This is a genomic window from Ohtaekwangia sp. (assembly GCF_036568665.1).
GTDB lineage: Bacteria > Bacteroidota > Bacteroidia > Cytophagales > Cyclobacteriaceae > Ohtaekwangia.
In genome coordinates this window covers 1-24,114 of record NZ_DATCSD010000353.1, presented here as the reverse complement: position 1 = coordinate 24,114, position 24,114 = coordinate 1, and the positions used below count along the sequence as shown (strand labels likewise).

Below are 24,114 nucleotides of genomic sequence, written 5' to 3'. Positions count from 1 at the left end.
ATGATTAACATTATTCTCTTTGGCCCTCCGGGCGCAGGCAAAGGTACCCAGAGCACCAAGATCATTGAGAAGTATTCGCTCACACACATTTCAACCGGAGATCTTTTCCGTAAGCATTTGAAAGAAGGAACACCGCTCGGTCAGCTTGCCAAAGGCTACATGGATAAAGGTAATCTTGTACCCGACCAGGTAGTGATTGACATGGTGGATGATAAGATCAAAAACAGTGGAAATATTTCGGGAATAATTTTCGATGGTTTCCCGCGTACTATCCCGCAGGCTGAGGCTTTGGATAAACTTCTTGACTCCAAGAAAGCTCCTATAAAAGTATTGATCGAATTAGTAGTTCCGGAAGAAGAATTAAAAACTCGTCTGGCCGATCGAGCTGCGAAAGAAAATCGTCCGGACGATGCAAAGCCGGAAGTAATTGAAAACCGTATTGCAGTATATAAAGCTGAAACTGTAGCGGTAGCAAAATATTATAAAGACCATAACAAGTACGCTTCTGTTATCGGTGTGGGTGATATTGAAGAGATCTTCAAGAACATCTGCCGCGAGATCGACAAGAGCTTATTAGCATAATCTATACTACGCGCGTGTCTGCTCCCAATTTCATCGACTACGTTAAATTTTGTTCCCGCTCTGGCCACGGTGGTGCAGGATGTTTACATTTTCATCGCGAAAAATTTATTCAGAAAGGTGGTCCTGATGGCGGTAATGGTGGTCGAGGTGGACACATAATTCTGCGCGGAGACTCTCAGCACTGGACGTTGCTTCATTTGAAGTATCGTAAACATGTTATTGCCACCAACGGTAATCCGGGCGAAGAGCAGGACAGAACCGGTGCTGATGGTAAAGATGAAATTATACCTGTGCCGCTCGGCACCGTAGCACGCGATGCTGAAACAGGCCAGGTGCGTTGTGAGATAACCGAAGATGGCCAGGAATTTATTCTGACTCCCGGTGGTCGCGGAGGAAAGGGCAATGCATTCTTCGCTACCTCTACACATCAGGCTCCGCAATATGCACAGCCCGGCGAACGTGGTGTTGAAGAGTGGGTGGTGCTGGAATTAAAATTACTGGCCGATGTTGGTTTGGTAGGTTTTCCGAATGCCGGCAAATCAACTTTACTTTCTGTTGTATCGGCAGCTAAACCTAAAATTGCTGATTATCCTTTTACAACGCTGACGCCTAACCTGGGCGTTGTATCCTATCGTGATGAACGCTCTTTTGTAATGGCCGATATTCCCGGAATTATTGAGGGCGCTGCAGAAGGCCGCGGACTTGGTATTCGCTTTCTGCGACACATCGAACGAAATTCATTACTACTGTTTCTTATCCCCGCAGACTCGCGCGATATTAAGACAGAGTATAATATACTGTTGAATGAATTGAACAAATACAATCCGGAGTTACTGGATAAAAAACGATTGCTCGCAGTTTCAAAATCTGATATGCTGGATGATGAACTGAAGGCCGAAATGAAACGCGAACTTCCTACCGATCTGCCTACGATCTTTATCTCTTCTGTTACCAACCAGGGCATTGTAGAATTAAAAGATCTGATCTGGAAAAATCTTCACTGATCATTTCAACAACAGTGGCCAGGCATCTTTATAAATGTCAGTTTGGCATTAAAATACCTTTGGCAAAATTGTTGACATTTGCGCTCTGACCTAACCAGTAAATAAGATCCGAGAACCAAAAAGGTGAAGAAATGGCTATGAATCAAAACGAAGAAATACTTTCAGAAAACAACGAAGCAGTTGCTGACAATCTGCCTGCTAACGAAACTCCTGACGTAAAGCCAGAAGTGAAAGAAAGCGAAAGCCAGAATGAGTCAAAACTGCAAAGCGAACTTGCTGAACAAAAAGATAAATATCTGAGGTTGTATTCTGAGTTTGAAAATTTCAGACGCAGAACATCCAAAGAAAAACTGGAGATGATCCAGTCGGCCAACGAGCAACTGATTAAAGCGTTGCTTCCTGTAGCCGATGATTTCGAAAGAGCAGAGAAAGCTTTCAAGGGAACAGAATCAAAAGACCTCGAAGGAATTTTTCTGATCTATACTAAATTCAAAAAGATACTTGATCAATCCGGAGTAAAAGTAATGGAAGCAGGCGCTGGTTCGGAATTTAATCCGGACTTGCACGAGGCCATCACACAAATTCCGGCACCCGATGAAAAGCTGAAGGGCAAGATCGTGGATGTAGTTGAAAAAGGATATTTACTCAACGACAAAGTGATTCGTTTTGCTAAAGTTGTTGTGGGCAGTTAAGCCTGCACTTCTGCACGTTACACTTTCAACAATACTTAACACATGTCTACCAAAAGAGATTTTTACGAGATACTGGGTGTAAGCAAAGGCGCTACACAGGAGGAGATCAAGAAAGCTTACCGGAAAGTAGCGATCCAATTCCACCCGGATAAAAATCCCGGCAACAAGGAAGCAGAAGAAAAATTCAAGGAAGCTGCAGAAGCCTACGAGATATTAAGCGATGCCGACAAACGTGCCAAGTACGATCGCTACGGACATTCCATGCCTGGCAATGGCGGTGGTTACGGTGGTCATCACATGAACATGGAAGATATCTTCAGTCAGTTCGGAGATATTTTCGGAGGAGGAAGTCCGTTTGATAGCTTCTTCGGAGGAGGCAATGCTTCCGGGGGAAGACGCCAGCGAAAAGGCACCAACCTCCGCATCAAACTAAAACTTTCATTGGACGAAATTGCCAATGGTGTTGAAAAGAAATTAAAGGTAAATCGCCTTGTAAGAGCGGAAGGAGTAACTTTCAAAACCTGCCCTACCTGTCATGGTACCGGTCAGCTCAAGAAAGTGGTCAATACCATGCTGGGCCAAATGGTATCAGCAACTACTTGCTCTGCCTGCGATGGTTCCGGCCAGATCATAGATAAACGTCCTGCAGGTGTAGACAACTCAGGGCTTGTTTCAAAAGAAGAAGTTCTCAGCGTAAAAATTCCGGCTGGTGTAAGCGAAGGCATGCAACTCGCTATGTCAGGAAAAGGAAACGAAGCTCCGGGTGGTGTTGCAGGTGATTTGCTGATTCTGATCGAAGAACAGGAAGACAAGCACCTGAAGCGCGATGGCAATAATCTTATATACGAACTCTATATAAGTGTTATTGATGCCGCGCTGGGCACTTCGGTTGAAGTTCCTTCTGTTACGGGCAAAGTAAAAATCAAGATCGATCCGGGTACACAAAGCGGAAAGATCCTTCGACTCCGCGGTAAAGGACTAAAAGATGTCAACGGCTACGAAATTGGCGACCAGTTGATTTACGTAAATGTCTGGACGCCTAAAAAACTGACATCAGAAGAAAAAGCAAAACTGGAGAGTCTGCGCGACTCCCCCAATTTTCAGCCGCACCCTGAGGCAGGAGAAAAAGGCTTTTTTGAGCGCATGAAAGAATATTTTAATTAAAAATATTATCCATTTCTCCCCATTCCCCGTTTTAGTAGCTAGCTAAGGTGGGGAATTTTTGTTTAATATCGTGTTTAACCTTACACCATGTAACCTACGGGTCATGAGGCCGTAATTATTCAGCATGCATAAGAAGATTTGGTTAACATGTTTCGGAATTGCACTGGGGGGGATCGTATGCGGACAGATCAAGAAGCAATTTACGGTAGAGGATACCCAATCGTGCGATAATATCAGGCTTAGTCTCAAGGCCAATAGTGGCAATTGCTATATAAAACCCAGTCAGAATCCGGAGATACTCAATGTCTTCAGTAATCAGACTGAAACAGCGTACGCACATAACTTCCGCAAGGAGGTAAAAGGAAAAACCTGCGAAGTACTCCTTAACCTGGAGGAAAATCAATCAGAAAGTCTGGGTCAATCTATTTCAGCGAACTTCTTCGGATCGGCAGAGAAAACTACCAGCGATAAACTCTGGAAGATGTACCTCACCGATATGAAGCCTTACTTCCTTGAACTGAATTACGGTGTAGGAAATGCCAATGTAGATCTCTCCGGTCTTGCCATTAGAAAGTTGAAGATCAGCTCTGGCAGTGCTAATGTAAATGTAGGCTATGCTTCATCGCTGGAAAACCAGATCGACATGGATACTTTTTCTGTGAAGGTCGATCTCGGTTCTGTAAATGTGAAGAATCTCAATTTATCACGCACACGCTTTGTATTGGCGGATGTCGGCTTCGGCAACATGACATTGGATTTCAGCAACAAGCCACTGGTAAAGAATCGTGTGAAGGGCAGCGTAGGAGCTGGCAACTTAACTATTATACTTCCTCAGAAAGAAACTCCTGTATTAGTCAAGATTCATGACTCATGGTTATGCAGTGTAAAAGTACCCTCAAGCCTTACCAAGATCAGTGACGATACGTTTGCCAATGCCGCTTACAATAAAGATCCGAAGAGTGCCTCACTTACCTTCGATCTGGATGTATCCATGGGCAACATCATCTTTAAAGAAAGCAATCAGCAATAACCTTTGCTGACTTTTTTGTTTCCAATATTTTCAAACTTTTAGTTCGGTTCCAGTAATTCTTTTCCGAGTATTGATACTAACTCGTGGTATCAAACTTAACCCTATTACGTGGAAGCCCTAATTGCCAACAATGTAACTAAGCGTTACACCAATCACGTAGCGCTGGATCAGGTGAGCATCACCATTCCACAGCAAACCATTTTCGGATTGCTCGGACCCAACGGAGCAGGTAAAACAACCCTTATCCGTATCATCAACCAGATCATTACTGCCGACAGCGGAGATATATCTATCTTCGGAGAGAAGCTTGAAGCCAGGCATGTAGGCTCCATTGGCTATTTACCGGAAGAACGGGGCCTCTACAAAAAATTAAAAGTTGGCGAACAACTCACTTACTTCGCTCAGCTAAAAGGATTGAGTCGCAAAGATGCTATCGATAAAAGTAAAGCCTGGATCAAGAAGTTTGAGATCACTGATTGGTGGAATAAAAAAGTAGAAGATTTGAGTAAAGGGATGGCGCAGAAAATTCAGTTCATCAGTACTGTGATGCATGAACCTCGCCTCATCATTCTCGATGAACCTTTCTCCGGATTCGATCCTGTAAATGCTCAACTCATCACAAAAGAAATTCACGAGTTGAAACAAAAAGGCTGCACGATCATCTTCTCTACCCACCGTATGGAAACAGTAGAAGATCTCTGCGATCATATAGCGCTCATCAACAGATCCAAAAAAATACTCGAAGGCTCCAAGAAGCAAGTAAAAGAAGCTTATCGCAGCAATACCTATACGGTTGAACACAAGGGTACTTTTACATTACCCGGACAATACGAATTACTCGAACAAAAGAACCTGGAAGACGACACCTACTTCAAATCACTGATAAAAGTAAGTCCCGGCACAAGTCCTAATCAACTGATCCGTGCCCTCACAGATATAACCGAAGTACACAGCTTCTCCGAAAAAGTACCCACTATGAGCGAAATATTTATCACGTTAGTAAAAGGAGGTTCCGATGAATAAAATATGGTTGATCGTTCAGCGCGAATTTCTGAATCGCGTACAGAAAAAATCATTTTTAATTGCCACCATTCTTATCCCACTAATCTTCCCTGCTATTATAGCCCTGCTGGTATATATCGCCCAGGAACAGGAAAAGAACAAGGAAAAAGAAATTATATACTATATCGATGAATCAAATCTCTTCAAGCCTGATTCATCCAAGTATATATTTAAAGAATTTCAGGGCTCACTGGCCGATGGCAAACTTGCCTATAAAGCCAGCGATGACTTTGGCTTCTTATATATACCGGCTATAACTCCCGATAAGCCGGAAGGCATAACGCTATATACTAAAATCTCACCAAGCATAGAAGACATTTCAAGTCTTGAAAATATGTTTGAGGCACAATTGAAAGATATGAAAATGCATGCCTTGAAGATCGATCAAAAATTACTCGACAGTCTCAAAACAAATGTAAAGATCCATACTGTTAGCGGCAGCGAAGAAAAATCCAGCAACTCATTTATACTGGCTGGTATAGGTATGGCCGGAGGTATATTAATGTATATGTTCATCTTCATTTATGGTGCGCAGATCATGCAAGGCATCATTGAAGAAAAAACAAGCAAGGTTGTTGAGGTTATTGTTTCGTCCGTAAAACCTTTTCAACTGATGATGGGTAAGATTATAGGCCTTGCATCGGTAGGGCTACTGCAATTCCTTATCTGGATCGTGCTGATGACTACTTTAACCTTTGGTGTTCTAGGAGCATTGGGCATCGATCCTCCACAACAACAAGCCATGCAACAAATCTCGGCTGAAGCGGCCGCTCAACAAGCCGCAGCAACCTCTGAGTTCTCCAGGAACATGGACTTGTTTATGTCTTTACCCTGGGCCTATATAGGCTCATGCTTCATCTTCTATTTTCTGGGAGGATACCTGTTATACGGAGCGTTGTTTGCTGCTGTGGGTTCTGCAGTAGATAGCCCGGCAGAAGCACAACAGTTTATGTTTCCTATTACCATCCCGATGTTGATCTCCTATATGAGTTTGTTCATGTTTATATTAAAAGATCCTCAGGGGCCTATCAGTGTGTGGCTGTCTATCATTCCATTTACCTCACCTATTGCTATGATGGGGCGTATAGGATTTGGCGTACCTCTCTGGCAGCTTATTCTTTCGCAAATACTATTGATCGGAGGTTTTGTATTTACCACATGGGTGGCAGGCAGAATTTACCGTGTAGGCATTCTTATGCATGGCACAAAAGTGAACTACAAAGTATTAACCAAGTGGTTTATGATGAAGAATTAAAAACCATTCATACATCACAACTGATTATAAAACCAGGTGTATCGTTACATCTGGTTTTTTTATTCTATTTTTCACCGCGCGAATGAGCAAGAAACCATCCATACCCGGCCTCGACTTTTATCAAAGCAACACTACTTTCAAGTGGATTGTATTGGTAGTATCCATATTGATCAGCGTTGGTTCTATATACTACACCAAGATATTGGTGGATCAGTTAAAAGGCCGCGAGCGACAACAAGTACAGCTATATGCCAAAGCCATCGAGTATACCGCCAACGAAGAAGACACGTATGGCGATGTAAATTTTATAGCACAGGAAATCTTATTTCAGAATAACTCTATACCCATTGTGCAGGCCGATGCGAATGGTAAAGTTTTGTCATACAGAAATCTCGACATGCCCGAATCATGGCCACAAAAAAGAAAGGAAGAATTTCTGCAGAGCGAGATGAACGTGATGCGGGAAACATACGACCCCATAACCGTTACGTTGCGCGATCCGCAAACCGGGGAAGTATTCGGCACGCAATTCATCTACTATAAAAATTCATTTTTACTCAAGCAGCTTATTGCTTATCCCTATATCCAGCTATCGGTTATCGCATTGTTTGGGTTTATATCTTTCCTTGCCTTCAACTACTCCAAGATGGCCGAACAAAATCGCGTATGGGTAGGGCTTGCCAAAGAAACTGCGCATCAATTGGGCACGCCTATATCATCGCTTATGGCATGGATGGAAGTGATCCGCGAAGATTCGGATATGCAGGAGAAAGGCGTTGTTGAAGAGTTGGAGAAAGATATACAGAAGCTACGCATTGTTACCGAACGTTTCTCTAGCATTGGTTCAACACCTACGCTAAAAAAAGAAAACATCGTAACGCTTATCAACAACGTTGTGAATTACCTGCGGCCGCGGGTTTCGTCCAAGATCAGAATGGAAGTTTTTACTTTATCCGATAACATTTTTGCCAATGTACACGCACCGCTTTTTGAATGGGTAATTGAAAACCTCAGCAAAAATTCTGTTGATGCCATGGGCAACACGGGCACCATCGCTATCAAAATTCTGCGGGGTAATGAAGGAAAAGTTTTTATTGATGTGTCTGATACAGGCAAAGGCATTCCCCGTTCCAAGATCGATTCAGTTTTCCGCGCAGGCTTTACTACCAAAAAGCGAGGTTGGGGCTTAGGGCTCACATTGGCCAAACGAATTATCGAAACTTATCACAACGGCAAAATTTTCGTAAAATCTTCCGAGGAGAATCAGGGCACTACATTCCGGATTGTGCTGAATGCTGCCTGATGTGCTCTGACGCGTATTCTCATGTGTTCAAACAGACCGCAACGAAAGCTTTAATTAACCTTAATAATTAAGTCAGGCGGCCTTTGTACTTCGTTCGTAAGTGCCTACTTTTGCGGTCGATTTCAGAACCCTGATTCATAAAATAACATACAATGGCAAATATTGGAAAGATCACCCAGGTAATCGGCCCTGTAGTAGACGTAGCCTTTGATGGCGAAGGTGCTAAATTACCAAACATCCTTGATTCCCTCGAAGTAACAAAAGCTGATGGCACCAAAGTAATATTGGAATGCCAGCAACACCTTGGCGAAGATCGCGTTCGTACCATCTCTATGGAAGGAACAGAAGGTCTCGTTCGTGGTATGAAGGTTACAGACACCGGATCACCTATCAAAATGCCGATCGGTGAAGATATCAAAGGACGTCTTTTCAATGTTGTTGGCGAAGCTATAGACGGTATCAAACAACCTAAAGGTGACCAGTCTCTTCCTATTCACCGCCCTGCTCCTCTTTTCGAAGATCTTTCAACTTCAACTGAAGTTCTTTTTACAGGTATTAAAGTAATCGACTTGATCGAACCGTATGCAAAAGGTGGTAAGATTGGATTGTTCGGTGGTGCCGGTGTAGGGAAAACCGTATTGATCCAAGAGTTGATCAACAACATCGCGAAAGCATACTCTGGTCTTTCTGTGTTTGCGGGTGTGGGTGAAAGAACACGTGAAGGAAACGATTTGTTGCGCGAGATGATTGAAGCTGGTATCGTGAACTATGGTGATGAATTTATGAAATCACTGCACGCTGGCGGATGGGATCTTTCAAAAGTAGATGAGCAAAAACTGGCAGACTCAAAAGCAACCTTCGTGTTCGGACAGATGAATGAACCTCCTGGAGCACGTGCTCGTGTGGCGTTGTCTGGCCTTACCGTTGCAGAATATTTCCGTGATGGTGACGGCAAAGGAAAAGGTCGCGACATTCTCTTCTTTGTAGATAACATCTTCCGCTTTACACAAGCAGGTTCTGAAGTATCAGCGTTGTTAGGTCGTATGCCATCTGCCGTAGGTTACCAACCTACACTGGCAACTGAAATGGGTGCGATGCAAGAGCGTATCACTTCTACTAAAAATGGTTCTATCACATCGGTACAGGCGGTATATGTACCTGCCGATGACTTGACTGACCCTGCTCCTGCTACAACTTTCGCTCACTTGGATGCAACAACCGTATTGAGCCGTAAGATTTCTGAACTTGGTATATATCCTGCCGTGGATCCTTTGGATTCTACATCACGTATCCTCCGTCCGGAGATCGTTGGTGAAGAGCACTATAACTGCGCTCAACGTGTGAAAAACATTCTGCAGCGCTATAAAGAATTACAAGACATTATCGCCATCCTCGGTATGGACGAATTGTCTGACGAAGATAAGCAAGTGGTACACCGCGCAAGACGTGTACAACGCTTCCTGTCGCAGCCATTCCACGTAGCAGAAGCCTTCACTGGTTTGAAAGGTGTGCTGGTAGATATTAAAGACACTATCAAAGGCTTTAACGCGATTATGGATGGTCAATACGATCACCTGCCTGAAATGGCATTCAACCTTGTTGGTAGCATCGAACAAGCGGTTGAGAAAGGTGAGAAGATGTTGGCTGAGGCTAAAGGCTAGACTAAAATTGAAAAATTGGAAGATTGAAGGATTAGAATATTAACTAGTCTGTCTTTTAATCTTTCAATTTTCTAATCTTTCAATCTTACAATCAAAGATCACTATGCATCTTGAAATATTAACTCCGGAGAAAAAAGTATTTGAAGGCGATGTTACCATTGCCACATTTCCCGGTGCTGACGGTTCCTTTCAGATAATGGACCATCATGCTCCACTCATCAGCTTGCTGAAAGAAGGAGTTGTAGAGTATAAAGGTAAAGATGGCGCACACCAGATAACTGTTACCGGAGGTGTGGTGGAAGTTTTGAAAAACAAAGTTATACTGCTGGCCGATGGTATAGCAGCGTAAACTATATATACTCACCAAAATGAATAAACCCCAGGTGCATGCCCGGGGTTTATTTTTTTATATATACTTCGGTTCGAGTTCACTGTCGCACGAGCCACTTGACAAGGAAGACTACACCAACCACGATTGAGATAACACCCAATACCCAGAAGGCCTCGTTTATCCCTCCGAACAAAGACAAGGTCAGGCCTACGGCACCAAATATGATAGCCATCTTCAAATCATAGTCCAGCCCACCCGTTGCGTTGGCTGCTGCTATATGATCGCGACTTCGTTTGGCAACCACATATTGTTTGAACTGCCTTCTAAACTCCTGCCTAAATTCTTTGCGTTGCGTTTTTGAAAGCTCGCGGTATTTTTTGGCTGCTAATGCAGCGTGTTCTTTTTCCGCTGTCGATATTTTTTTCTCTGCTAATGTCGAAGCTGTATTTTTTGCTTTCACAACCCTGCTATTGGAGGTCGCAGAGGCTTTTGAAGTCTTTACATCTTCAACACTCAGATCTTCTTTTGTAAGTATAACGGGAGCGGCACTTGCTACCAGCATTCGTTCTTCCAACACAAGCGGGTTAGCATCATCTGTAAATTGTTTCTGCTGTGCTTTTGTACGATGGGTTCGGCCACTGTTATAATCGTAATAATCAAAATTATAGGTATACCTGGGAGAAGAGCATGCCCATAGCATCAGGACTGCTCCCGCCAGTACTAGAATGTTTCTCATAGACCACTATCTTTTTGTCTTTCGAAAAGCAGAAATAATCCTGCCAACGGAGCGCTTTTCGAATTCCCAAAAGAAAGTGAACTGTCCTAGAAGAAAGCCATACGCCAATAAGATGACGTTGTATAGCGGAAGAATAAATATATAGTATAAAACAGATGCGAACGTTGTGTTGCCATTTTCTCCGGCCAGAAACCCCAGGATCGGTTTTTTGATAAACAGTACTGTAAATCCTGTGCAGGCAAAAACTACAAGAACGATAATTACCTGGTATATACTTCCCAGCTTCCACCGTTGCTTCAGTTTTTCCATCCAAGAAATGTTCGCCATACTTATGTGTTTATTCAGGGAAATATTTCCACAACCCCATATCCGGAACAGAAGCTTCAAATGTCACCGGCTCTTTTTTTACCGGGTGTACAAACGAAAGTCTCCGGGCATGAAGATAAATACTTCCGTTATCCGTTGGTTGATCATCCCCATATTTTATATCTCCCCGAATAACACATCCTATACTGGCCAGTTGTACGCGTATCTGGTGCGGGCGACCTGTAACCGGGTTTACCTGTAACAACCAACACCCGGTGGCCGATGCTATAACTTTATACCGAAGCTCAGAACGTAATGCACCCAACGTTTCTTTTTTAAATGCCGTGGTTTTGTTTTTCTTTTCATCCTTCAAAAGCCAGTGCACAAGTGTATCTTCACTTTTAGGAGGCTTGGATGAAACGATAGCATAGTATGTTTTTTCTGTTTCCTTCTCGCGAAACAAAGCATTCATTCGCTCCAGCGACTTGGATGTGCGTGCCAGTACCACTACACCGCTCACGGGCCTGTCGAGCCGGTGAACAACACCAAGAAAAACGGCTCCAGGCTTATTATACTTTTGTTTGATATACTCTTTGCACAGCTCAACCAAGGGTATATCTCCGGTTTCATCACCTTGCACCAATACTCCGCTTGCTTTATTTACAACCAGCAGGTGGTTATCTTCAAAGAGTACACGAAAAGGTTCTGTTTTAGTCATGCGTAATGCGTGAGATCAAACTTCTGAAAAGTTGGTATATTTATAAAGATTTTTTCCCAATGGATGTAAAAACATTAACGATTGATCGCAGCAGGGAGTGGACCGTTGACGACTTTCTTCAATTGGAAGAATCGAATACCCCTTGTGAGCTAATCAACGGAGAACTCGTTATGTCGCCAGCGCCAACCCCGCATCATCAAAATGTATTGGGCAATCTTTATTTCATTTTGAAAAAGGAAGCAGGGAGAATAGGTGGAGCTATTTTCTTTTCTCCTATTGATCTATACATCGATCGAAAAAATGTATTTCAATCAGACTTGGTTTTTATATCTGCTGAAAAAAGAAGTATCATCACCGAGCGAGGTATAGAAGGAGTACCCGACCTGATCGTTGAGATCATCTCTCCCCCTAACATCTTTACCGATCGCAACCGAAAGAAGAAAGTATATCAACAGATTGGTGTTCGCGAATACTGGATTGTTGACCCGGCCAATCATACTCTCGAAATATACAGGCACGATCAGGCAGATGCCGACACACCGCATCTATACCTGGTAAAAGAAGGTGTAGTCTCTTCTTCTATACTTTCCGAGGTAAAATTTGATCTCAAAGAGATCTTTACTTTCTGATTCTAGAATTCAGAAGTAAAATGAAACTCTATATCCGGAAAATTATCCTGCACCATCTTTAGCCACGCGCGCGACTCTGCCATAAATACCAGCTTGTCATCTTTATCGCGGGCTATATGTCGCTGTTTAGAGTCGATAAACTCAGCAAGCTTCTGCGGATCTTTACTGCTGATCCAGCAGGCCTTGAAAATATTCTGTGGCACAAACTGACAGGATGCACCGTATTCATTTTTAAGACGAAACTGAATTACTTCAAACTGCAGAGCACCTACAACACCCACAGCTTTTTTCTTGCCAAGCTCGTAAGTAAACAACTGCGCCACACCTTCTTCCATCAACTGCAGTAATCCTTTTTCAAGCTGCTTGGTTTTCATGGCATCCATGTTAACCACTTCTTTAAATATCTCCGGTGAGAAGCTTGGTATACCGGTATACATCATCTTCTCTCCTTCTGTGAGTGTATCGCCAATCTTCAGGTTGCCGGTATCATACAGACCTACTATGTCTCCGGGCCATGCTTCATCCACAGTCTCGCGATCTTGTGCCATAAAAGCGGTAGCATTGGAGAAGCGTATACCTTTCTCCTGGCGAACATGATAGTAGTTACTACCTCTTTCAAATTTACCAGAGCATATACGCAAAAAGGCTATACGGTTCCGATGCTTCGGATCCATATTGGCGTGTATCTTAAAAATGAATCCGGAGAATTTATTCTCCACCGGTTCCACCAGCCGTGCCGTTGTTTCGCGCGGTGCCGGGTCTGGTGCTATACGAATAAATGTATCCAGCAACTCCTGCACACCAAAATTATTCACAGCACTACCAAAGAAAACCGGAGCAACTTTACCGGAGAGATAATCCTCTACATTAAAATCAGGATATACTCCTTCTATTAGCTCCACATCAGCACGCAGTTGTTTTGCGTTGTTCTCACCAACATAATCGTCTACGATAGTATCGTTGATATCTTTTATTTCGATTCCCTCCTCTACTGTTGTTTTACTCGGAGTAAAGAGGTGAAGACTTTTTTCGTACAGGCTATATACACCTTTAAAAGTTTTACCCATACTAATGGGCCAGCTCAGCGGGCGAACTTTGATGTTCAGTTTTTCTTCAACCTCATCAAGCAGTTCGAATGGATCTCGTCCTTCACGGTCGAGTTTGTTAATGAAACATATCACCGGAGTATTGCGCATGCGGCAAACCTCCATCAACTTCTCGGTTTGTATCTCTACACCTTTCACACAATCGATCACCATGATTACACTGTCGACTGCTGTTAGTGTACGATAGGTATCTTCAGCGAAGTCCTGGTGACCGGGCGTATCAAGCAGGTTGATCTTTACATCTTTATAGTTAAAACCCATTACCGAAGTAGCAACGGATATACCTCTTTGCTTCTCGATCTCCATCCAGTCGGAGCGCGCGTGATCTTTTATTTTACTCGACTTCACAGCACCGGCTTTCTGAATAGCACCACCAAAAAGCAGCAGCTTTTCGGTAAGCGTTGTTTTTCCGGCATCGGGGTGACTTATAATTCCGAAGGTTCTTCGTTTAGATATTTCTTGTTCGAGACTCATTGTGTAGTGTTAAAGCGCCAGTTCGTGTAACCGTTAATGGTTAATGGTTAATGGTTAATGGTTAATGGTTAATCGTTAATCGTTAATCGTTATGAATGCACGAGGGTAATACCATCTGCTGCAGATAACGAAATAACGGTTAACGATTAACGGTCACCGGATAACTGAATAGCGGTCGCAAAAGTAAGAAAATCACCTTTTCCTTGTCACAAGGATTTTGCTTTGTAAAGAAAATCAGGAAATCTTTACAGACTTTCCCCCCTTTGATAAGTTTTTTAACTTTTCTTTACAAATGACTTGGACACCAAAGCCGTTACCGCCTCCCCCCGATATTGAAAGCAAATCTGTATTAAAGAAGCTCACTCTTGCTCATAGAGCTCTTGCAGAGTTTAAAGGTATAGCCTCGACTATCCCGAATGAGAATATATTAATCAATACACTTGCTCTACAGGAAGCAAAAGACAGTTCTGCTGTTGAAAACATTATTACAACTGATGACGAATTGTTTAAATCAGAGCTCAATTTCGAAGGACTTCAAACCATCGCGGCAAAAGAAGTTCAGAATTATGCGTCCGCTCTTAAGAAAGGCTACGCTCTTGTTAGAGAATATGGTTTACTTACCAATAATCATATTTTAGAGATACAAAAAACATTGGAGCTGAACGAAGCCGGATATAGGAAAGTGCCAGGAACAAACCTTAAAAATGCCAGTACCGGAGAAGTCGTCTATACACCACCTCAACATTACGACACAATCTTAGAATTGATGGCTAATCTTGAACAGTATATAAACGATGATACATTAAGTACCGATGACCCGTTGGTAAAGATGGCTGTACTTCATTTTCAGTTTGAAAGTATACATCCTTTCTACGATGGCAATGGCAGAACCGGCAGAATCCTGAATATCCTATACTTGGTACAAAAGGATCTTCTTCAATTTCCTATACTATACCTCAGCCGACACATCATTCGAAACAAAGCTGCTTACTATAATTATTTACAAGGTGTACGCGATAAAAATGATTGGGAGAGCTGGATTCTTTTCATGTTGGAAGCCGTGGAGAGAACTTCTGTAGAAAGCATCCTATTAATACAGAATATAAAAACGCTGATGATGCAATATAAACAGCGTATTCGCACCGACTATAAATTCTACAGTCAAGACCTGCTAAACAATCTCTTTAAACACCCCTACACCAAAATCGAATTCCTCCAAGAGGATCTGAAAATAAGCAGAATCACAGCAGCTAACTACCTTAATCAACTCGCTGAGGATAAATTATTAGTAAAGAAGAAACTCGGAACAGCGAATTATTACATCAATGAGCAGCTTTATCAATTATTCGTTAATGCACAATAACTAAATTACGTATGCACTACAGACGATTTGGAAGAACAAACTGGAACGTAAGCGAAATTGGATATGGTATGTGGGGATTGGCCGGCTGGACTGGCTCCGACACGCAGGAAGTAGATGAGTCGCTGGCTCGCGCCATTGAGCTTGGCTGTACTTTCTTTGATACTGCCTGGGGATATGGCAGCGGTAAGAGCGAAGAGATTCTCGGTCATGTGATGAAACAACATCCCGGCAAAAGACTATATGCTGCCACCAAAATTCCTCCTAAAAATTTCAAATGGCCGTCCAAACCGGAGTATACCCTGGCAGAATGTTTTCCGGCTTCACACATCATTGAGTATACCGAAAAAAGTCTGAAGAACCTGAAGGTTGATTGTATCGATTTGCAGCAGTTTCATGTGTGGGAAGATGCCTGGGCTAACCAGGATGACTGGAAAAACGCTGTGGAGAAATTAAAGCGCGAGGGTAAAGTGAAACACTTTGGTGTGAGTGTGAATCGCTGGGAACCAGACAACGTACTGGATACACTACAAACCGGATTGATTGATACCGTGCAGGTGATCTATAATATTTTTGATCAGGCTCCGGAAGACAATCTCTTTCCGCTATGCCGTAAGCTGGATATAGGAGTAATCGCCCGCGTACCGTTTGATGAAGGGACTCTCACAGGGATGCTCACCAAAGAAACCGTTTTCCCAAAAGATGACTGGCGCTCCACGTACTTCGTTCCTGAAAATCTTCATTCAAGTGTAGATCATGCCGATGCCTTGAAACCGCTAATACCAGCCGGCATGACGATGGCCGAAATGGCGCTGCGATTTATACTCTGCAATGACGATGTGCATACCATTATACCCGGCATGCGTAAAGTTCGAAACGTAGAAGCGAATGTTGGCACCAGCGATGGCAAGAAGCTTCAGGAAGCACTGCGATTAAAACTGAAGAATCATCGTTGGGACAGAACGCCAACAGAGTGGTCACAATAGTTCAGATATACTTTTTAAACCCTGACTTGGGCTGTCAATCTGTCATCAATTTTACTTCAAAACCCGGTTGGCATAACCCTTGAAGATGGGGCCTTGTACTTTAAGTTGTAACTGAACTAAACACCAAAAATATTATGGGAAAAATTATAGGAATAGATTTAGGAACTACCAACTCGTGCGTAGCCGTAATGGAAGGCAACGAGCCGGTGGTGATTGCAAATAGTGAAGGCAGGAGAACAACGCCTTCTATTGTTGGTTTCCTCGACAATGGAAAGGGCGAGCGTAAAGTTGGTGACCCTGCTAAACGCCAGGCGATCACGAATCCAAAAAATACGGTACAATCGATCAAGCGCTTCATGGGTAAGAAGTTTGATGATGTATCGGAAGAAAAGAAAATGGTATCATACCAGGTAGAAGCTGGTAATAACAACACGGTTCGCGTTCGTATAGGCGACAGGTTGTATACACCTCAGGAAATATCTGCCATGATTCTTCAGAAGATGAAGAGCACTGCAGAAGATTACCTGGGTACCTCTGTATCAGAAGCGGTTATTACCGTGCCTGCTTACTTCAACGATGCTGAACGTCAGGCAACCAAAGAAGCCGGACAGATTGCAGGTCTTGATGTAAAGCGTATCATCAACGAACCTACCGCTGCAGCGTTGGCGTATGGTCTTGATAAGAAACACCAGGATATGAAGATCGCTGTGTACGACCTTGGTGGTGGTACATTCGATATATCAGTTCTTGAATTAGGTGATGGTGTGTTTGAGGTAAAATCTACCAACGGTGATGTACACCTTGGTGGTGATGACTTCGACTTGCGTGTGATGAACTGGCTTGCAGAAGAATTTCAGAAAGAAGAAGGCGTTGATCTGCGTAAAGATCCGATGGCACTGCAACGCCTGAAAGAAGCTGCTGAGAAAGCTAAAATAGAATTATCAAGTTCTTCTGAAACAGAAGTGAATTTACCATACGTAACTTCTGTAGACGGAGTACCTAAACACTTGGTTAAGAAATTAACCCGTGCCAAGTTCGAGCAATTGGTTGATGACCTCGTGCGCAGAACCTTGGAGCCTTGCCGCAAGGCTGTAGAAGATGCCGGTGTGAATGTATCCGAGATCGATGAAGTAATTCTGGTAGGTGGTTCTACCCGTATACCCCGCATTGTAGAAGAAGTAGAAAAATTCTTCGGCAAGAAACCATCAAAAGGTGTAAACCCCGATGAAGTAGTTGCAGTAGGTGCAGCGATTCAAGGTGGTGTGTTGACTGGTGAAGTGAAAGATGTGTTGCTGCTGGATGTTACTCCGCTTTCATTGGGTATTGAAACTCTGGGTGGGGTGATGACCAAGCTGATTGAATCCAATACAACGATTCCTTCCAAGAAATCAGAAGTATTCTCTACTGCGGCTGACAATCAACCTTCTGTAGAAATACATGTATTGCAAGGTGAACGCCCGATGGCAAAAGATAACCGCACAATCGGACGCTTCCACTTATCAGATATACCACCGGCACCTCGCGGTATACCGCAGATCGAAGTAACATTCGATATTGATGCCAACGGTATATTACATGTATCGGCTAAAGATAAAGGCACTGGTAAAGAACAGAAGATCCGCATCGAAGCATCTTCAGGTTTAACAGATGCTGAGATCCAGAAGATGAAGCAGGAAGCACAAGCGAATGCTGATTCTGATAAGAAAGTGAAAGAACGCGCTGAGAAAATCAACCAGGCAGATTCACTGATCTTCCAGACTGAAAAGCAACTGAAAGAATACGGTGATAAACTTTCTGACACCAACAAGGGTGCTATAAGCAGTGCACTTGAAAATCTGAAGAAGGCACATCAGGCACAAGATCTGGCTGGTATAGAGAACGCCATGAATACGTTGAACGCTGCATGGCAAGCTGCTGCTTCTGAAATGTATCAATCAACCGGAGGTGCTCCTGGCGCTGAAGGTCCCGGGGCAGCAGATGGTGGTGCTAACACAGGCAATGCATCCAACAACGTATCAGACGTTGAGTATGAAGAAGTGAACGACAAGAAATAATCTTGTCTTACAGCATAGTGAATGGTTTAAAGCCCTCTGGTTTCCGGAGGGCTTTTTATTTATACAGGTATAGCAAGAAGTATAGCATGGTAAAATTGCAACGACTTTCATTCTACTAACATTAGTTTGCAATGCACTGAAAAAGAAGCAATTGTTTGTAAAAGGTTAGTATTCATCATTAATTATTTTTAATCGCTTTTTATATTTGCCCGCTTTAAAAAAATATACCGCTTATGCTTATCATGAAATTCGGAGGCACCTCTGTGGGAAAGCCTGAACGTATGAAAAAAATTGCCGAACTCGTATTGAGCACTCCCGGCAAGAAGATCGTTGTACTGTCAGCATTATCCGGCACTACCAATGCATTGGTTTCGATAGGAGATCATTTGCTGGCCGGACAAAAAGCAAAAGCGGAAGAAGTTATTGTTGATCTTGAAAAGCACTATGTCGCTTTCATTAAAGAACTATATGGCACGGAAGCTTTCCTCGCTATAGGACAAGAAATTGTTAGTCGCTTCTTTATATTCATTCGCCTGTTGGCAGCCGGACAGTTCGATAACAAGAGCTATCGCGAATTGTTGGCTCAAGGTGAATTGATCTCTACTGAATTATTCTATCAGCATTTACAAGAGCGCAAGATCAGTGCACGTTTGTTACCGGCACTTTACTTCATGTCCATCGATGAGAATGAAGAGCCCGAGCTTGAAAAAATATCCGAGCGTCTCAAGCCTCTGTTGAGTTCGCTTAGCAATATCGAAATCATCATTACCCAAGGGTATATCTGCCGCAATCACCGTAATGAGATCGACAACCTGAAACGCGGTGGCAGCGACTATACGGCATCCCTTATCGGTTCGGCTATACGCGCTGAAGAGATCCAGATCTGGACAGATATAGATGGCATGCACAATAACGATCCGCGCATCGTAAAGAAAACAGTTCCTATATCTGAGCTTACATTCGATGAAGCCTCTGAGCTCGCATACTTTGGAGCCAAGATTCTTCACCCTTCTACCATTGTGCCCGCACAGAAGTATAATGTACCCGTGCGTTTGAAAAACACCATGGATGAAAAAGCATTCGGTACAATTATTACTAGCAAAGGCACGGAAGGTTCGTTCAAGGCGATCGCTGCAAAAGATGGCATCACAGCTATCAACATCAAATCATCGCGCATGCTGATGGCCTACGGATTTTTGCGCAGAGTATTTGAAGTATTCGAGAACTATAAAACTTCTATCGATATGGTAACAACATCAGAAGTTGCTGTATCACTCACGATCGACAACAACACCCATCTCACTTCTATTGAAAACGAATTGAAGAAATTCGGAACCATTGAAGTGGATAAAGATCAAACCATCATCTGTATAGTCGGCAACAAGATCACAGAACAGAAAGGCGTTCAGAATAAAATCTTCAATGCGCTGGCAGAGATACCGGTTCGTATGATCTGCAGTGGCGGTAGTCCTAACAATGTTACCGTACTTGTTGATAAACAGTACAAAGAAAAAGCACTCAATCTTTTGAACGAGGGTCTCTTCGGACTGAAATAAATGTATCCTTCACCGCTCTTTCCTAAACGGGGAGAGCGGTGATTTTATACCCTCCTGTACTCGAAAACCCGTCTCCAATCCGGCAAAAAACCGCTTTAACGCCCTCAATTTCTCATTTTTTAAAATAGTTCTGAGAGGAATAAGGCAATCCGTTAACTTTGAGTTTTTAGCAGCACTTGCAATAAATGGTTTTCGACATTTTTCTAACTCTGTTTCTGGTATTTCTGAATGGCTTTTTCGTGGCAGCAGAATTTGCCATAGTAAAAGTCCGATCGTCTCAAATTGCCCTTCAGGCAGGCAATGCCCGGAAGAAAGCAGCACAAACAATCATTGACAACCTCGATGGATTTCTGGCCGCTACGCAATTGGGTATAACACTCGCCAGTCTCGGGTTGGGCTGGGTTGGCGAAGACGTAGTCTCCAAAATCATCCTCAACGTTATCAGCATACTGGGCTTTACGATAACAGAAGCGCTTGCACATCGTATAGCCATACCAGTAGCATTTGCTACATTAACCGTGTTGCATATCGTGTTTGGCGAGCTGGCCCCTAAATCGCTGGCTATACGTTACCCTACTTCTACAACACTCGCGGTTTCTGTACCGCTGCGTATATTTCACATTGTATTCAAACCTTTTATATCGTTACTCAACGGACTCGCCAACATCATTCTGAAACTGTTTGGTATAAAACCTGTAGCCGAGCATGAAGAGATACACTCGGAAGAAGAACTGAAGCTGATCATTGCCGAAAGTGAAGAAGGTGGTGCCATTGAAAGCAACGAACGCGAGCTGATCCAGAATGTATTTGATTTTGACGATCGTATTGTAAAACAGGTAATGGTGCCTCGCATCAAGATATCAGCCATCAATGCAAATGCTTCTCTTGATAGTGCTATACAAACTGTATTGAAAGAAGGTTACTCACGCTACCCGGTGTTTGAGAATAACCTTGACGAGATCAAGGGTGTTGTGCACTCCAAAGATGTAGTGATGCACTACATCAACAAGACGAATAAATCGCTGGTAGAGATTGTACATCAGCCTTACTTTGTAACGGAGAATAAACCGATCGATCATCTGCTGCGCGACTTCCAGAAGAAGAAAGTACAGATGGCAATTGTTATCAGCGAGTATGGCGGCACCATCGGTATTGTTACACTCGAAGATATACTCGAAGAACTTGTTGGAGAGATACAGGACGAGCACGATCATGAAGCACAGATCGTAACGCTCACCGACAACACTTACCACGTAATTGCTACATCATCCATACACGATATCAATAAAGTATTGGATGTTCCTTTCCCGGACTCAGAAGAGTATGATACCCTGGCAGGATTATTACTCCTCCACAAACCACAGGAGATGCGCGAAGGTGCATCGTTCGAGCTGGAAGGCTATAGAGTGCGCATCATTAAAATGAACCGCACACTACCTGAACTGGTTGATCTGGAGTTACTCAATCCGGAGCACAACACGCCCATGGACTAGATCGCGAGCCTCGGGACCTATACTATAGGTACACTATATTTACTGAACCAGCTCCTGGAGCGCTGTTTCAAAAGAAGCTTGTGCTATACCGGTTTTCTGGCTGTTCGCATTATGTGTTCTTACCAGTGCCTTGCGAATAGTCTGTGCTATATCAGCAAAGATCGAAGCATCATCCATCTTTACTTCACTTTCCATAAAGTAGGCAAATACACGCGCCATGCCGCAGTTGGCTATAAAATCAGGAATAACCGAAAATTTCTGATCGGCATATAAACCTGTAGCACCAAAAAATATTTCCGGATCGGCAAATGGAACATTGGCTCCACATGAAATTACCTCCAGCGAAGAAGACATTCTGTCAACCTGATCTTTTGTTATCAATCGCGATGCGGCTGCCGGTATAAATATTTCAAATTCAAGATCCCATATTTGTTGGTTCACCTTTTCAAAGGAAAGTATATCCGAAGACACCAATTTGTTCCCCTGGCGATTTACTACTAAATGAGTGATTTCTTCAAGGGTAAACCCGGCCTCGTTAATTACTCCGCCTTCATGACTAATGACACCTACAATCTTTACTCCCAGTTGCGCCAAATAAAATCCGGCTGCGGCTCCTACATTTCCCCATCCCTGCACAACGGCACGTTTACCCGCAATGTTACCGCCCCACAACTCGTAATAATGTTTTACAGCTTGTGCTACTCCATAGCCGGTACACATATCTGCTACAGTATATTTCTTTTTTAATGACGGAGAGAATTGCTCGTCTTCAATAACTTTTACAACACCTTGCCGAAGCTGGCCGATGCGATTTACTTTCTGCGCTTCTGTAGGTTTATAGTGCCCGGTAAATACACCTTCCTGCGGATGCCATATACCTACATCTTCGGTTATCGGTATCACTTCGTGTATCTCATCCACATTCAGATCGCCACCGGTGCCATAGTAATATTTTAGCAACGGCATAACAGCGGTATACCAGCGCTGCAATACACCGGCCTTGCGAGGATCAGAAGGATCGAAATTTATACCTGACTTTGCTCCTCCTATAGGCGGGCCCGACACGGTAAATTTTACTTCCATGGTTTTTGCCAGCGACTCCACTTCACGCTTGTCAAGTCCTTTGCGCATACGTGTACCTCCACCGGCAGCACCTCCGCGCAACGAGTTTATAACCACCCAGCCTTCGGCTTCTGTTTCGCTGTCTTTCCATTCAAATACAACCTCGGGGCGTTTGTTCTCGAATTTGTGAAGCAGGTCCTTCATGGATTTTTAAGATTGGAAGATTTTAAATTAGAAGATTGAAAAATTACGAATGCGCTATATATAGTATAGATTAAAGACCTATGGTTAGGCCGGAGCTGCTGTTGCGGGTTGCGTGAGTAACGCTTTGCAAACAATTTACTTCTCCGCGAACGCGAAGTATACCGAGGAAGGCGAACACCAATGCCTCTTTGAATTTTACGATGTCTTCCTCCGGAATGATAAGCGTAGCATGATCGCCACAGAGCTCCAGTAATCGCAGTATAAAAAATGAATTTAGTGCACCTCCTCCGGTGCAAAGTACTTTCGCTTTTTCTTTGCTGGAAAGTATAACACTGGCAATTTCTGCTGCAGACGATTCTGTAAAAGTTCGAAGTCGGTCGTTGAGTGAGATGGATTCGTTATCAAGTAATGGCTGTATCTGTTTCTCGAATATTTCACGTCCGAGCGATGGCCTTTTTTTACGAAGCCCACTATATACTTTCGCCAATGCTTTCCACAGGCTGTTATTTACTTCTCCTTCCTGCGCCATAGCACCATTCACATCAAATTTTTTTCCGGCTTTGGAGGCCAGGTAATTCAACCCCATGTTCATAAAGCATACATCGTATGCTATCCTCTTTCCCTTCACATCCATCGAAAGGTTTGCTATACCCCCCAGGTTCAGGCAAACATCGTATTCGCTAAACAGAAATTTATCACCGGCAGGCACCAGTGGAGCACCTTCTCCGCCCAGCAATACATCAAGGCTTCTGAAGTCGTACACAACGGGACGGCCACTGGCCGCGTGCAATGCCTGACCACTGCCTAACTGAAACGTAAATCCTTTGTCGGGCTGATGAAAAACTGTATGACCGTGCGATGCTATAAAATCTATCTTCAAAGAATTTTTACCAATGAAATCTGCACAGGCTTTACCCAGAAATTTTCCATAGGCAACATCGAGAGCAATGAGTTCTTCGCCTGAAAGTTTTTGTGCAGATGATAATTTACTGATCCACGCTGCCGGATATTTTATGGTTACGGCTTTACCAATGGAGTAACTCCAGCCGCTATCTTTTTTGTTGAATTGGCAATAGGCAATATCCAATCCATCGAGTGAAGTACCCGACATTAATCCGATAACTTTATAGTTGTTCTTCGAATCCATATTTTTGAGCATCGTTATGCGTTGATCAATCTGTTTGTGGTGCTTTGTTATACTTTAGTAAGTGTACCTCTAACCGATTCCGATTAACAGATAACCATTAACGGATAACATTCTATGAATATAGTTGTCGATTACGGTAACTCGTCTGCCAAGGTAGGTATTTTTGATCAGCGAACGCTGAAGGAAAAGCATGTCTTTC

Annotated in this window: 22 protein-coding genes; 16 read left to right on the top strand and 6 right to left on the bottom strand. The window is 43.2% G+C overall.

The window, feature by feature from the left end; all coding sequences use genetic code 11:
• From VIN08_RS20125 to atpC, 10 genes are all read left to right on the top strand, one after another.
• Positions 1-582, top strand: coding sequence for an adenylate kinase (locus VIN08_RS20125; protein WP_331968853.1), 582 nt, complete (start codon positions 1-3; stop codon positions 580-582).
• Between the two features lie 14 nt (positions 583-596).
• Positions 597-1,586, top strand: a complete 990-nt coding sequence (gene obgE / locus VIN08_RS20120; RefSeq protein WP_331968850.1) for a GTPase ObgE — start codon at positions 597-599, stop codon at positions 1,584-1,586.
• Between the two features lie 131 nt (positions 1,587-1,717).
• On the top strand, positions 1,718-2,278 hold the full coding sequence (locus VIN08_RS20115; RefSeq protein ID WP_331968847.1) for a nucleotide exchange factor GrpE: 561 nt from the start codon (positions 1,718-1,720) through the stop codon (positions 2,276-2,278).
• A gap of 42 nt (positions 2,279-2,320) precedes the next feature.
• Positions 2,321-3,442, top strand: coding sequence for a molecular chaperone DnaJ (dnaJ, locus tag VIN08_RS20110; RefSeq protein WP_331968844.1), 1,122 nt, complete (start codon positions 2,321-2,323; stop codon positions 3,440-3,442).
• A gap of 124 nt (positions 3,443-3,566) precedes the next feature.
• Positions 3,567-4,472 (top strand): hypothetical protein, encoded by a 906-nt coding sequence (locus VIN08_RS20105; protein WP_331968841.1) that lies wholly within the window; start codon positions 3,567-3,569, stop codon positions 4,470-4,472.
• Between the two features lie 108 nt (positions 4,473-4,580).
• Complete coding sequence (locus VIN08_RS20100; protein WP_331968838.1) at positions 4,581-5,495, top strand: ATP-binding cassette domain-containing protein; 915 nt, start codon at positions 4,581-4,583, stop codon at positions 5,493-5,495.
• Positions 5,488-6,789, top strand: a complete 1,302-nt coding sequence (locus VIN08_RS20095) for an ABC transporter permease (RefSeq protein WP_331968835.1) — start codon at positions 5,488-5,490, stop codon at positions 6,787-6,789. Before VIN08_RS20100 ends, VIN08_RS20095 begins: the two co-directional genes overlap by 8 nt.
• 82 nt (positions 6,790-6,871) lie before the next feature.
• Positions 6,872-8,092: a HAMP domain-containing sensor histidine kinase gene (locus VIN08_RS20090; protein WP_331968832.1), complete on the top strand. Its 1,221-nt coding sequence runs from the start codon at positions 6,872-6,874 to the stop codon at positions 8,090-8,092.
• Between the two features lie 152 nt (positions 8,093-8,244).
• On the top strand, positions 8,245-9,753 hold the full coding sequence (gene atpD, locus VIN08_RS20085; protein ID WP_331968829.1) for a F0F1 ATP synthase subunit beta: 1,509 nt from the start codon (positions 8,245-8,247) through the stop codon (positions 9,751-9,753).
• 103 nt (positions 9,754-9,856) lie between these two features.
• Positions 9,857-10,102 (top strand): ATP synthase F1 subunit epsilon, encoded by a 246-nt coding sequence (atpC, locus tag VIN08_RS20080; RefSeq protein WP_331968827.1) that lies wholly within the window; start codon positions 9,857-9,859, stop codon positions 10,100-10,102.
• A gap of 79 nt (positions 10,103-10,181) precedes the next feature.
• Here the strand turns inward: atpC and VIN08_RS20075 are convergent, their stop codons facing one another.
• From VIN08_RS20075 to VIN08_RS20065, 3 genes are read right to left on the bottom strand one after another with little or no spacing between them, the layout of a single operon-like run.
• Positions 10,182-10,820 (bottom strand): hypothetical protein, encoded by a 639-nt coding sequence (locus VIN08_RS20075; protein WP_331968824.1) that lies wholly within the window; start codon positions 10,818-10,820, stop codon positions 10,182-10,184.
• A gap of 6 nt (positions 10,821-10,826) precedes the next feature.
• Complete coding sequence (locus VIN08_RS20070; protein WP_331968821.1) at positions 10,827-11,147, bottom strand: DUF6787 family protein; 321 nt, start codon at positions 11,145-11,147, stop codon at positions 10,827-10,829.
• Between the two features lie 10 nt (positions 11,148-11,157).
• A complete protein-coding gene (locus VIN08_RS20065; RefSeq protein WP_331968818.1) occupies positions 11,158-11,844 on the bottom strand; it encodes an RluA family pseudouridine synthase in 687 nt (228 codons plus the stop codon).
• Positions 11,845-11,903: 59 nt separating this feature from the next.
• On the opposite strand from VIN08_RS20065, the gene VIN08_RS20060 reads away from it, so the two are divergent.
• Positions 11,904-12,473 (top strand): Uma2 family endonuclease, encoded by a 570-nt coding sequence (locus VIN08_RS20060; protein ID WP_331968815.1) that lies wholly within the window; start codon positions 11,904-11,906, stop codon positions 12,471-12,473.
• 2 nt (positions 12,474-12,475) lie between these two features.
• On the opposite strand, the gene VIN08_RS20055 is transcribed toward VIN08_RS20060, so the two are convergent.
• Positions 12,476-14,053 (bottom strand): peptide chain release factor 3, encoded by a 1,578-nt coding sequence (locus tag VIN08_RS20055; protein WP_331968812.1) that lies wholly within the window; start codon positions 14,051-14,053, stop codon positions 12,476-12,478.
• 217 nt (positions 14,054-14,270) lie between these two features.
• On the opposite strand from VIN08_RS20055, the gene VIN08_RS20050 reads away from it, so the two are divergent.
• From VIN08_RS20050 to VIN08_RS20030, 5 genes are all read left to right on the top strand, one after another.
• Positions 14,271-15,416 (top strand): Fic family protein, encoded by a 1,146-nt coding sequence (locus VIN08_RS20050; protein ID WP_331968809.1) that lies wholly within the window; start codon positions 14,271-14,273, stop codon positions 15,414-15,416.
• An 11-nt stretch (positions 15,417-15,427) separates the two neighbouring features.
• Complete coding sequence (locus VIN08_RS20045; RefSeq protein ID WP_331968806.1) at positions 15,428-16,399, top strand: aldo/keto reductase; 972 nt, start codon at positions 15,428-15,430, stop codon at positions 16,397-16,399.
• Positions 16,400-16,533: 134 nt separating this feature from the next.
• Positions 16,534-18,453, top strand: a complete 1,920-nt coding sequence (dnaK, locus tag VIN08_RS20040; RefSeq protein WP_331968803.1) for a molecular chaperone DnaK — start codon at positions 16,534-16,536, stop codon at positions 18,451-18,453.
• 233 nt (positions 18,454-18,686) lie between these two features.
• Positions 18,687-20,009 (top strand): aspartate kinase, encoded by a 1,323-nt coding sequence (locus VIN08_RS20035; RefSeq protein ID WP_331968800.1) that lies wholly within the window; start codon positions 18,687-18,689, stop codon positions 20,007-20,009.
• Between the two features lie 185 nt (positions 20,010-20,194).
• On the top strand, positions 20,195-21,502 hold the full coding sequence (locus VIN08_RS20030; protein WP_331968797.1) for a hemolysin family protein: 1,308 nt from the start codon (positions 20,195-20,197) through the stop codon (positions 21,500-21,502).
• Between the two features lie 39 nt (positions 21,503-21,541).
• Here the strand turns inward: VIN08_RS20030 and VIN08_RS20025 are convergent, their stop codons facing one another.
• Together VIN08_RS20025 and VIN08_RS20020 are read right to left on the bottom strand one after the other, a co-directional pair.
• A complete protein-coding gene (locus VIN08_RS20025) occupies positions 21,542-22,768 on the bottom strand; it encodes a Glu/Leu/Phe/Val dehydrogenase dimerization domain-containing protein (protein WP_331968794.1) in 1,227 nt (408 codons plus the stop codon).
• Between the two features lie 70 nt (positions 22,769-22,838).
• Positions 22,839-23,915, bottom strand: a complete 1,077-nt coding sequence (locus tag VIN08_RS20020; RefSeq protein ID WP_331968791.1) for an anhydro-N-acetylmuramic acid kinase — start codon at positions 23,913-23,915, stop codon at positions 22,839-22,841.
• Positions 23,916-24,114: the final 199 nt, after the last annotated feature.